Source organism: Yeosuana sp. (assembly GCF_057126245.1).
This window is the reverse complement of record NZ_DBNGMQ010000102.1, coordinates 1-11,176: the sequence shown is the minus strand read 5'-3', so window position 1 is coordinate 11,176 and position 11,176 is coordinate 1. Positions and strand designations below refer to the sequence as shown.

Genomic DNA, 11,176 nt, shown 5'->3' with positions numbered 1-11,176 from the left:
AGTTTAAAAAACAAATGGTATGCGTTTTTTGTTTTGTTTGAAATTATTAAAAAAAAATTTCATGTAGAAGATTCAATTTCTAAAAATTTTGTTTTAAATACTTTTAACGTTTTATATCGTTTCCCCCTTTTTTGTAAATATTAAAGTAGTGAGTGGAATTGAACCACTATTTTCGGATTTGCAATCCGATGTTATACCATTATACCACACTACCAATATTATAATTAATTAAAAAGTGCATTTTTAGTAGCGTATTATATTTTCAATTTGAGGCCAACTAAGTTTATTTAAAACTAAATAAATTATTGTTGAATTTAAATCAAATTTTACGCATTTATTGGGAATATAGCTCAATTGGTGGAGCATTTGCTTTGCACGCACAAGGTTACCAGTTCAAGTCTGGTTATTTCCTACTTTAATGTCTTATAATTATATACCATAAGTAGATTTGTTATAAACATAAATTTTTATTTAAACTTTAATAAAAGAAAATAGTTTAACGGTAGAACATCGGTTTCCAAAGCCGCAAAGTAAAGGTTCGAATCCTTTTTTTCTTGTATTAGATAATTAATCCTATTAGAAATTATTTTACTATTTAGATATTAAATTTAATATAATAATATAAGGTAAATATAGCTCAAACGGTAGAGTGGCGGGTTGTGGTTCCGTAGGTCATGGGTTCAAATCCCGTTATTTACCTATTATTGTTAGAAAAAGGAAAATATTTTATTTAAATTATAAATATATACTTCAAAAATAAAATATTTTTTGTTGGAGCATAGCCAAGAGGAAAGGCACCCGTTTTTGGTACGGGCATCATAGGTTCGAATCCTTTTGCTCCAGATTGAAAAAGCCAAAATGGTGAAATTGGTAGACACGCTGGGTTTAGGTTCCAGTTCGTAAGAGTAGGGGTTCAAATCCCTTTTTTGGTAATTGTTTTTAATTTTATTAAAAAATGAAAAAACTGAATATTTTTAAATCATTGCCTTTAACATATCGTAAAAAAAAAAAAAACTCTGAATTTTATACCGCTAGCTGCTTATTAAAAGATTTGGTATCAACTTTAAGATTTTTACGAGATTCTTCACTTACTCAATACAAAATTTTAACTTGTATTTCTGCTGTTGACTACCCGGAACGTAAAAATCGATTTGAATTAGTTTATGAATTGTTAAGTATCTTTAATAGTAGGTTTAGACTAAAAATTTATACTAATGAATTAACAAATATTTCAAGTATTACTATATTATATCCTTGTGCTAATTGGTGGGAAAGAGAAGCATGGGATATATTTGGTGTATTTTTTGATAATCATCCGGATTTAAGACGTATTTTAACAGATTACGGTTTTAATGGGCATCCATTACGTAAAGATTTTCCTTGTAATGGTTACGCAGATTTCTATTACGATCAAAATTGTAAACGAGTGGTCATGGGTAAAATAGATATAGATCAAATTTTTAGAGTATTTGATTATCGATTTTAAAATGAAAAGAGCTATACTTCGTAATTTTTATCAATTACAAATTTTAGAAGACGGAAGTTCTTTGTATAACTGGGTTCATCCTTTTAATACTAGACTTTTATTAAGAGCAAACGATATTACAGTTAGTCCTTCTTGGAATAAAACTGAACCTAATTTAGAGCTAATAAAAAAAATAAAATCAAATATTGAATCTGGTTCAGAATCGGATTAAAATAAAACTTATTTGTTTTTAAATTTTCATTCTATTAAGTCTTGATATTTAATTATTAATAATTTTAAGAAGCGGTGACCGAGTGGTTAATGGTGATTGATTGTAAATCAATTGGATTATTCCTACGTAGGTTCAAATCCTACCCCCTTCTTTACGAAAAGGAAGCAGACACTATTAATAAATCTTAATAATGATAAAAGTTTTTTTTATTTTTAAAGTAATTTGTTTGTTTACTGCAATAATAATTACATTTGCGAATCAAAATCCTGTATACGCAGTGTTACATTTAGTTACATTTTTTGTGACAGGTAGTTTTTTATTAATATTTCTAGGAGTTGATTTTTTACCTTATGTCTTTATCATCGTATACGCTGGTGCGGTAGCAGTTCTATTTTTATTTATTGTTATAATATTAAAAATTAAATTAGGTTCTACTCAAATAAATTACCGAAATATAATTATTATATTTTTTTCTTCAATAGGTCTAAGCTCTTTAACTTATTCATTAACCTTTTTAAATCACGAAAAATATAACGGAAGAATTATCAACCTTAAACAGGAACCGGATGATCAATTTGAAAATCCAATTTATTTTACCACTCCATATCAACAAGTTTATTCTAGAGTACCTTGGGATGTACCAGGGACAGAACAAACTTTAAAAAATTATAGAGATGAAAACGGAAAGGCTTATGTTACAACATCATTTTGGGCAGAAAATGAAAAAGGGGAAACTGAATTATATGAAATTGAACTACCATTAATAGAAAATTATACTTCTTATAGTTTAGCAACTCTTTATAATAAAAAACAAAAAATATTAGTACCTTATCCTTGTCAAGCATCTAAAGTAGTATATGCGTCGGATGAAAATTTTAACACATATGATATACAATCAAATCTTACAAATTTAGGAAAAATACTTTATACAGAATATAATATCCATTTTATTGTTTGTGGACTCATTTTACTTGTAGCAATAATTGGTGCTATTAGTTTAACTCGTGGTTACAATACTAGTATAAGCTTAAAACAAAAAATTTTTATACAAACTACTCGTTCTAGCATAATTGGAAAAATTACTTTATAATTTATATTGCTTGTGTTTGTTTACAGTATAAATTTTTAATACTTTATTTACTTATTTAAAATTTTATTAATTAGATATTAAAGGTGATAAGCGAATTAGAGCAGTCAGGCAGCTCATCAGACTCATTATCTGGTAGTCATAGGTTCAAATCCTATATTCGCATTTTGTATCTCTTACCAAAATTAAATGGCTTTTATCTATCTATATTTATATTTGTCTTATAAAAGAAAATTTTAACAAAAATATTTTTACCAACTAGCTGTATTAAGTCCAAAAAGTTTTTTCTTCTGTACCCATCTTTTTAATTCAATACGAGATAATTTAAAACTTTTTTTAATACTTTTTCCTCTTTGAGTAATAATACATCTATTTCTTATTTTTAGTTGTGTTAAAGAACTTAACTTATGTCTCGACCACCAAGAACACACTAAAATGTTATTTGTTTTAATGCTTTTAAAACACTTTTTTTTTTCTTCAAGTATAAAAACGTTTGAACGTTTTATTTTATCTTTACAATTTAATTGCATGTTTAATTAAATCTTATTCCCATTCTAAAGCTCCAACTTTCCAGGCATAGGCAAATCCTAAACAAAGTTCAAGAAAAAAGTCGACTATAGCCCAAATACCGGTAGGAGATAACCATGCAAGTGAAGCTCCCCAAGGAAATAAAAAAACACTTTCAATATCAAAAATAATGAATAGAATAGCAACAAGATAAAAACGAACATCAAAAGGATTTCTAGCATCTTCATACGGGTCAAATCCACATTCATACGTAGATAATTTTTCAGTATCTGGTAAACGTGTACTTATTATATAAGACAATAAAAGAATTAAAATGGCTAGAATCGCAGATACCAATGCATAAAAGGCAATATTTGAATATTCTGTTAAAAAAAACATTTATTTTATATTTATTTTAATCCAATTTAAAAAAAATTAAGCTAAGTACTAGAAAATACCAAGCCATAGTATTTACTAAACTAAAAAGTATAATAGTAATTAAAATTAACAATCCTATTACTATAAATAAAGCTAATCTATAAATATTTCCAGTTTTTTGAAAAATAGAAACAAATTCCGATATTTGTTTTAGTAATATTGATAAATTAATAGGTCCTAAATTTTCAATAACTCCTTTGTCAATTGTCTTATAAGTAGTATGATAAGCTACATTTAATAAAACTTGAGAAATATAAACGTTATAAATTTTATCGAAAAACCATTTTCTATTTAAAAAGTTATAAAATATCTTTCCCTTTTCTGTTCTTTTTAAAAAGAACAGGAAAGTTTTATACTTTGTATAGAAAAAAAACGCTAATACTCCACCCAATGTACCCATTAATACCGGAAAAAATTTTGCAAACACGGGCAAAAATTCAGAATCACCTATATTAAAGGGATGAGTAAAAATAGAGTTTGCCCAGGCAGGGCTCCCAAATCCAACAAAAAGATCTTTTATTAAATAACCACAAAAAAGACTTGGAATGGCTAATAATCCTAATGGTGAAGTTATCAAACTAGAAGATTCGTGAGCACCTACGATAATTGGACGATAACCATTTGATTTAGATAAAAAACATAAATATAATATTCTTAAAGAATAAAATCCAGTTAAAAAAGCGGCAAAACTTCCACATTGGTACGCAAAGTATCCCGCAACTGAATACTTAGCATAAGCACCTTCTAAAATACTGTCTTTTGAATAAAATCCAGTTAAAAAGGGTAAACCTATTAATGAAAAAGAACCGATAACTATTATAGAATAAGTAAAGGGTAATAACTTTCTTAATCCACCTATTTTTCTTATATCTTGTTCATTTTCTAATCCATGAATTAATGAACCTGCAGCTAAAAATAATAAAGCTTTAAAAAAAGCATGATTTGCTAAATGATACACCCCTAAATGATACTGACTACATCCACAAGCAAAAATTATGTAACCTAATTGACTACAAGTAGAATAAGCGATAACACGTTTAATATCATTTTGTACAAGACCAACTGTTCCTGCAAAAAAAGCCGTAGCCCCTCCCAATAAAATAATAAGTGCCAAAGCTCCTGGAGCATATTCCAGTAATGGAGAACAACGTGCTAATAAAAATACTCCACCAGTTACTAAAGTAGCAGCATGAATTAAAGCAGAAACTGGAGTTGGACCTTCTATTGCATCAGGTAACCAAGTATGAAGTCCTAATTGAGCAGATTTTCCACAAGCTCCCCAAAAAAGTAAAAATCCAATTAAATCCAGTGTAGGATAATAATAACTACCAAAGTAAAAACTTTGACCCTTTAATGCCGGGATTATAGCAAAAACCGATGCATATTCGATTGTTTCAAAGTTTAAATAAATACCCAGAATTGCTAAAGCAAGTCCAAAATCACCCACTCTATTAACTACTATAGCTTTAATTCCAGCTTTATTAGCTTGAATTCGAGTAAACCAAAAATTAATTAGTAAATAAGAAGATAACCCGATACCTTCCCACCCTATAAACATCTGTAGAAAATTATCTGAACTTACTAAAATTAATATAAAAAATGTAAATAAAGATAAGTAAGATATAAAACGAGGAAGATGTGGATCTTCGCGTATGTATTCTATAGAATACATATGAACTAAAAAAGAAATAAAAGTGACTACAAACAGTATAATTATACTTAAAGTATCAAATAAAAACCCCCAATTTACATTAAAGGAACTTACTTGAATCCAAGTTAATATTGTTATAATACATTTGCTAGAATTAAAAACCACTTCATAAAAACAAAATAGGGAAATTAAACTAGAAAGACCACAACAAACGGTACTAACTAGACCACTTCCAAAAACTCCGAGATATCTACCAAATAAGCCTGAAGCAATACAACCGCAAAGTGGTAATATTAAAATAGTCAAATACATTCTTCTTCTAGCTTTTACGAAATACGAGATGATGGGATTTGAACCCATGACCTTTTGTTCCCAAAACAAATACGCTTCCAAACTACGCCACATCTCGAAAATGTTTGTTTTTATTTTTTAACAACATTTTAAATTTAAGGTTTTATGTAAAAGGTTTAATAACAATTTTTAAATATTAAAAATAAATGGTATTAGGAGCTAAATATATCGGAGCAGGTCTAGCTACAATCGGATTAGCAGGAGCAGGAGTAGGTATTGGTACTGTTTTTGGAGCATTAGTTTTAGGTACTTCTCGTAATCCTTCTATAAAAGAAGAATTATTTCGTATTGCTATTTTAGGATTTGCTCTTACTGAAGCAATTGCTTTATTTGCTTTAATAATAGCTTTTTTAATTCTTTTTGCTCTATAATAAATATAAATTAATTTATATTTATTATATTGTATTTAATATGGGAAATGTAGCTTAACTGGCGAAGCATCGGTTTGTCGTACCGAAGACTGCGAGTTCAAGTCTCGTCATTTCCGTTTTCGCCTGAACCCATACCGAACTCAAGTGCGACAAGATTTAGGCCAAATACTTTAAGGGACTCAGCTTAAATCTTCTATTTCTAAATTAAATTAAATTAAGACACATTTTTAAATATATTTTTAATTTTAATTCATTTATTTTTTAATGCTTGTAAGGGATATCTTGGAAAAGGATAAAATGACGTAAAAACTACGAAACTTATAGTGGAGCATAATTTTGCTGGGAAGCTATTTTTTCTAAATATGGGAAACCAAAGTTTGTTGCGACAAAAATCATATGGGAATTGAAACATCTTAGTACCACGTATTAAAATCAACCGAGATTCCGATAGTAGTGGTGAGCGAACTTGGAACAGGCTTTATATAAATATAAGAAAACTTATATATATATAATTTTGTAATGTAGTACGTGACAACTTATCATGTATGAAGATTGGGGGACCACCCTCAAAGCCTAAACTAAATTCTTTTACCGACAGTGAACGAGTACTGTGAAGGAAAGATGTGAAATTACAAGCAAACTATTAGTCGGAGCTACTTTTATCGTTAGTGACGGCGTACCTTTTGTATAATGGGTCAACAAGTTAATTAAATAAGCGAGCTTAAATTTATATTGTAGGCGTAGGGAAACCGAGAATTAACGTTCGTTACAGTTTGTTTAATTATACCCGAAACCAGGTGATCTAAACTTGAACAGGTTGATATCGTTGTGGTAACACACTTTTGAGGACCGAACCCGTGTATGTGGCAAAATACTGGGATGATTTGAGTTTAGGGGTGAAAGGCTAATCAAACTTGGTGATATCTGGTTTTCTGCGAAATCTATTTAAGTAGAGCGTTTTTAAACTAAGCGGTGGGGTAGAGCACTGTTTAAAGAAGGGGGATTTTTAATTTTACTGACTTTTGGCAAACTCCGAATACACAAGCTATTTAAAAGCAGACAAACATTGGATGCGAAGGTCCATTGTTAAAAGGGAAACAGCCCAAATTGCTAGTTAAGGTCCAAAATCATAGGTTAAGTGACGAAAGTAGTCTTTATTCGTAAACAGTCAGAAGATAGGCTTGGAAGCAGCCATTCTTTAAAGAAAGCGTAACAGCTCACTGGCCTAGATATAAGGCGCTAAAATATTAAGGGCTTAAACTTATAACCGAAACTGCAACTTTTATAGTTAAAAGGGTAGCAGAACATTCTGTAAATCTATAAGTTAAAAGGAAACTTTTAATAGGGATATCAGAAATGCTAATGTTGACATGAGTAAGATTTAATAAGGTTAAAACCTTGTGGCCGAAATTTTAAGGTTTTCGACGAAAGGATTAACCGCGTCGAATTTATAACATACGTTATATAAAACGGTCCCTAAAATTTTTTGTGAAAGCAAATATTGATGGGTCGAATATTTTCTTGCGTTTTTGGTGACAAAATTCTTAATTTTATATATTCTTTATAAAATCTTTAATTTATATACTTTATAAATTAAAGATTCTATTAAAAGTTATAAAACTACGATTTTCAGGAAATAGCCAAAAACCATAAAGCACCGTACTTAAACCAACTCAGGTGAAATCGTGTATATTACTTAGGCAATGAGATAATCATGTTGAAGGAACTCGGCAAATTAACCTCGTAACTTCGGAATAAGAGGGGACGTTTATTTTTATATTTTCTTTTTTTACGCGTTGGCACTGAATAAGGGGTAGCGACTGTTTATTAAAAACACAGGTCTCTGCAAAATCAATTGATGATGTATAGGGACTGACGCCTGCCCGGTGCGGTAAGGTAAATTTTGAAAGTTCAGGCTTTTAAAGGAAACCCCCGTAAACGGCGGCTGTAACCTTGACGGTCCAAAGGTAGCGAAATTCTTTGTCGGGTAAGTTCCGACCGGCATGAATGGCGTAACGACTTCCCCACTGTCTCCAACATGACCTCACTGAAATTAAAATGATTGTGAAGATGCAATCTTCTTACAGCTAGACGGAAAGACCCTGTGCACCTTTACTATAGTCAGCTATTGTTTTATAAATTTTAGTATGTAGCTAGGTGGGAGGCAAACGCCAACAATGAAAAACCACTGACTAAAATTTTATAAAACTAACAATATGGACAGTAGCTGATGGGTAGTTTGACTGGGGCGGTCGCCTCCAAAAGAGTAACGGAGGCGCGCAATGGTATATTAGGCTTTTATGATGAATGCTTTTAGGGTAATGCTATATGTATGCTTGACTGTATGAGAAACTTCTCTAACAGGGACGCAAGTCGGCCATAGTGATCCGGTAGTTTATTGTGGAATAACTATCGCTCAACGAATAAAAGGTACGCCAGGGATAACAGGCTGATTCCCCTCTAGAGTTCCGATCGACGGGGGAGTTTGGCACCTCGATGTCGACTCATCACATCCTGGAGGTGGAAAAGCTTCCAAGGGTTTGGCTGTTCGCCAATTAAAGTGGTACGTGAGTTGGGTTTAGAACGTCGTGAGACAGTTTGGTCCCTATCTACTGTGAGCGTTGAAACTTGACAGCATTGAAACTTTGTACGAAAGGACCGGTGACTTTTCATCACTGATTTTCCGGTTGTTTTAATAAGCATTGCCGGGTAGTTAAATGAATAAAACATAACCCCTGAAAGCATATTAAGGGGGAAGGTTAGCTGAAGATTAAGTTTTGTAGATACCTAAAAAACTATTAGGTTAATAGGATGAAAGTGCAAGTATAGCAATATATTTAGCTTATCATTACTAACATCAACTATTTTTATTAAATTAATACATTAAAATTCTATTCTAAAAATTATACTAAACTTTTATATAAAAACTATTCAAATGAAAAGAAATCTTGACTTTTAAATGAGTTTGATCCTGGCTCCGGATGAACGCTAGTAGTAAGCCTAACACATGCAAGTCGAATGGATTAAATCCATGGCAAACGGGTGAGTAAAACCATAAGTTAAAACTACATCAAAATTAAATTTTAACATAAAGTCATCAACATAAAACTTTTGTAAAATCTTAGGACGTTAACTTCATTTTGAAATGAACTTATGAAAAATTAGGTTGTTGGTAAGGTAAAAGCTTACCAAGCCAATGATTTTTAGTTGATCTGAGAGGATGAACAACCACACTGGGACTGAGACAAGGCCCAGGCTTCTTTGAAGCCAGCAGTGAGGAATATTGGACAATGCGTTAACACGTGATCCAGCTATACTACATGAACGATGAATACTCTTTGTAGTTGTAAAGTTCTATAAAAAATTTCATCATGACATAGATTTTTTTGAAAGAGCTCCGGCCAACTTCGTGCCAGCAGCCGCGGTTAGACGATGGGAGCGAGCGTTATCCGTAATGACTGGGCGTATAGGGTTCGTAGATGGTTTTGTATTGTTCAATGGTAAAGACCGAATCAAATTTGGAAAGCTATTTAATACAACTTAACTGGAGGAAAAATAAGGGAAGTGGAATTTTGTAAGTAGGGATGGTATCTTAAGATATACAAAAGAACACCGATTAGCATAGGCGACTTCCTAGGTTTTTGCTAACGTTGAGGAACTAGAGTGTGGGGAGCGAGTAGGATTAGAGACCCTGTTAGTCCACACCCTCAAATATGAGTGCTAAGGAACAAAAATTTTTGTTCAGCAAAAGCGAAAGCGTGAAGCACTCCGCCTGAGTAGTACGACCGCAAGGTTAAAACTCAAAGGAATTGACGGGGGTTTATACAAGTGGTGGAACATGTGGTTTAATGCGATACTACGCGCCTAACCTTACCAGTTCTTGATATATAAAGTTATTTTTGTAAGAAAATATATAAATTTTATACAGGTGTTGCATGGCTGTCGTCAGTTCGTGTAGTGATATGTTTGGTTAAGTCCCTTAACGAACGCAATCTCTATTTGTTGTTATGCTAAGTTATTATTCAACTACAAACACTGCTTATGATATATAGGAGGAAGGTTGAGACGACGTCAAGTCCTTATGGCCCTTATGAACTGGGCTACACACGTGTTACAATGGGAAGTGCAAAGTGTTACGAATTTATTCAAAGTTAATCAATAACCACTTCCTCAGTTCGGATTGAAAACTGAAACTTGTTTTCATAAAGATGGAATCACTAGTAATCGTGAATCAGGATGTCACGGTGAATTAGTACTTAAACCTTGCACACACCGCCCGTCACATGCTGGAAGTGTGTTTCACTAGAAGGTTACATGCGGCATAATAAGTTTAAGTGAATTCTATTTATTGTACTTTAATTTAAATTTATTTGTTAAACTTGTAGCTAAAAGAGAGAGATATAACTGGGATGAAGTCGTAACAAGGTAGCCGTACGAGAACGTGCGGCTGGAGTTAATTAAAAAGTCTTTGTTATTTTTTGATAAATGTTAAGAAAATTTTATAATATGCGGTTTATAATTATTATTATAATTTTAATAGAGTAACAAGTGTTTAAAAATCAAAGTTATGAATTAAACTCATAGAAAACCAGAGTAGCTTAATGGTAAAGCTTTAGAATCATAATCTAATGATAATAGGTTCAACTCCTGTCTCCGGTATTTTAGTATAAATTATACTTTTTTCTATTTTAATGCCAACTCTATTTGATTATTTGTTTTTAACTTTTTTTTTATTTTGTATTGCTTTTTATGGAATTATAGTAAATAGAACTAACTTACTAATTATTTTAATATGTATTGAAATAGTTCTATTTTCTGTAGATATAAACTTTGTAGTATTTTCTGTATATTTAGATGACATATGCGGTCAAGTTTTTGCATTATTTATTCTTGCTGTAGCAGCATCGGAGTCTGCAATTGGTTTGGCTATTGTTCTTGTATACTATCGTCGTAATAATACTATTAAATTGTCTAAATATGGATTATTAAGGGGATAATTAACCACTATAATAATATAACATATAATATATAATTATTTTAATAAATAAATAAATAAATGAAAATCTTCTTACTT

8 protein-coding genes, 11 tRNA genes and 2 rRNA genes are annotated in these 11,176 nt (G+C 31.1%); 16 read left to right on the top strand and 5 right to left on the bottom strand.

Annotated features, from left to right (window positions below):
- Positions 1–143 precede the first annotated feature (143 nt).
- A tRNA-Cys gene (locus tag AC15TD_RS13905) sits at positions 144–214 on the bottom strand.
- Between the two features lie 125 nt (positions 215–339).
- On the opposite strand from AC15TD_RS13905, the gene AC15TD_RS13900 reads away from it, so the two are divergent.
- From AC15TD_RS13900 to AC15TD_RS13855, 10 genes are all read left to right on the top strand, one after another.
- Positions 340–412 (top strand) — tRNA-Ala (locus AC15TD_RS13900).
- A gap of 73 nt (positions 413–485) precedes the next feature.
- A tRNA-Trp gene (locus AC15TD_RS13895) sits at positions 486–557 on the top strand.
- A gap of 69 nt (positions 558–626) precedes the next feature.
- Positions 627–699, top strand: a tRNA-His gene (locus AC15TD_RS13890).
- 73 nt (positions 700–772) lie between these two features.
- A tRNA-Gln gene (locus AC15TD_RS13885) sits at positions 773–843 on the top strand.
- Between the two features lie 9 nt (positions 844–852).
- Positions 853–932, top strand: a tRNA-Leu gene (locus AC15TD_RS13880).
- Between the two features lie 23 nt (positions 933–955).
- Positions 956–1,486 (top strand): complex I 30 kDa subunit family protein, encoded by a 531-nt coding sequence (locus tag AC15TD_RS13875; protein WP_484452746.1) that lies wholly within the window; start codon positions 956–958, stop codon positions 1,484–1,486.
- 1 nt (position 1,487) lies between these two features.
- Positions 1,488–1,697 (top strand): hypothetical protein, encoded by a 210-nt coding sequence (locus tag AC15TD_RS13870; protein WP_484452745.1) that lies wholly within the window; start codon positions 1,488–1,490, stop codon positions 1,695–1,697.
- A gap of 68 nt (positions 1,698–1,765) precedes the next feature.
- Positions 1,766–1,848 (top strand) — tRNA-Tyr (locus AC15TD_RS13865).
- 39 nt (positions 1,849–1,887) lie between these two features.
- Positions 1,888–2,787 (top strand): NADH-quinone oxidoreductase subunit J, encoded by a 900-nt coding sequence (locus AC15TD_RS13860; RefSeq protein WP_484452744.1) that lies wholly within the window; start codon positions 1,888–1,890, stop codon positions 2,785–2,787.
- Between the two features lie 89 nt (positions 2,788–2,876).
- Positions 2,877–2,950, top strand: a tRNA-Met gene (locus AC15TD_RS13855).
- Between the two features lie 85 nt (positions 2,951–3,035).
- Here the strand turns inward: AC15TD_RS13855 and AC15TD_RS13850 are convergent.
- The 4 genes from AC15TD_RS13850 to AC15TD_RS13835 form a co-directional block, all read right to left on the bottom strand.
- A complete protein-coding gene (locus AC15TD_RS13850) occupies positions 3,036–3,314 on the bottom strand; it encodes a hypothetical protein (RefSeq protein ID WP_484452743.1) in 279 nt (92 codons plus the stop codon).
- A 13-nt stretch (positions 3,315–3,327) separates the two neighbouring features.
- Entirely contained in the window at positions 3,328–3,690 is a 363-nt protein-coding gene (gene ndhC, locus AC15TD_RS13845; protein WP_484452742.1) for an NADH-quinone oxidoreductase subunit A, read from the bottom strand.
- A gap of 16 nt (positions 3,691–3,706) precedes the next feature.
- Positions 3,707–5,740 (bottom strand): NADH-quinone oxidoreductase subunit L, encoded by a 2,034-nt coding sequence (gene nuoL, locus AC15TD_RS13840; protein WP_484452741.1) that lies wholly within the window; start codon positions 5,738–5,740, stop codon positions 3,707–3,709.
- A tRNA-Pro gene (locus AC15TD_RS13835) sits at positions 5,716–5,789 on the bottom strand. Before AC15TD_RS13835 ends, nuoL begins: the two co-directional genes overlap by 25 nt.
- 88 nt (positions 5,790–5,877) lie before the next feature.
- Between AC15TD_RS13835 and AC15TD_RS13830 the strand changes: the two genes are divergently transcribed.
- The 6 genes from AC15TD_RS13830 (at position 5,878) to nuoK (ending at position 11,099) form a co-directional block, all read left to right on the top strand.
- Positions 5,878–6,102, top strand: coding sequence for an ATP synthase subunit C family protein (locus AC15TD_RS13830; protein ID WP_484452740.1), 225 nt, complete (start codon positions 5,878–5,880; stop codon positions 6,100–6,102).
- A 43-nt stretch (positions 6,103–6,145) separates the two neighbouring features.
- Positions 6,146–6,218, top strand: a tRNA-Asp gene (locus tag AC15TD_RS13825).
- 140 nt (positions 6,219–6,358) lie between these two features.
- Positions 6,359–8,969: ribosomal RNA gene (locus tag AC15TD_RS13820) — 23S ribosomal RNA — on the top strand.
- A gap of 86 nt (positions 8,970–9,055) precedes the next feature.
- A 16S ribosomal RNA gene (locus AC15TD_RS13815) occupies positions 9,056–10,565 on the top strand.
- A 124-nt stretch (positions 10,566–10,689) separates the two neighbouring features.
- Positions 10,690–10,761 (top strand) — tRNA-Met (locus tag AC15TD_RS13810).
- A gap of 32 nt (positions 10,762–10,793) precedes the next feature.
- Positions 10,794–11,099 (top strand): NADH-quinone oxidoreductase subunit NuoK, encoded by a 306-nt coding sequence (gene nuoK / locus AC15TD_RS13805; protein WP_484452739.1) that lies wholly within the window; start codon positions 10,794–10,796, stop codon positions 11,097–11,099.
- The last annotated feature ends 77 nt before the right edge of the window (positions 11,100–11,176 follow it).

Bases quoted from the DNA above. Each gene is read 5' to 3' on its own strand.
- AC15TD_RS13875 (WP_484452746.1), top strand. From the start codon at position 956: ATGAAAAAACTGAATATTTTTAAATCATTGCCTTTAACATATCGTAAA.
- AC15TD_RS13870 (WP_484452745.1), top strand. From the start codon at position 1,488: ATGAAAAGAGCTATACTTCGTAATTTTTATCAATTACAAATTTTAGAA.
- AC15TD_RS13860 (WP_484452744.1), top strand. From the start codon at position 1,888: ATGATAAAAGTTTTTTTTATTTTTAAAGTAATTTGTTTGTTTACTGCA.
- AC15TD_RS13850 (WP_484452743.1), bottom strand. From the start codon at position 3,314: ATGCAATTAAATTGTAAAGATAAAATAAAACGTTCAAACGTTTTTATA.
- ndhC (WP_484452742.1), bottom strand. From the start codon at position 3,690: ATGTTTTTTTTAACAGAATATTCAAATATTGCCTTTTATGCATTGGTA.
- nuoL (WP_484452741.1), bottom strand. From the start codon at position 5,740: ATGGGTTCAAATCCCATCATCTCGTATTTCGTAAAAGCTAGAAGAAGA.
- AC15TD_RS13830 (WP_484452740.1), top strand. From the start codon at position 5,878: ATGGTATTAGGAGCTAAATATATCGGAGCAGGTCTAGCTACAATCGGA.
- nuoK (WP_484452739.1), top strand. From the start codon at position 10,794: ATGCCAACTCTATTTGATTATTTGTTTTTAACTTTTTTTTTATTTTGT.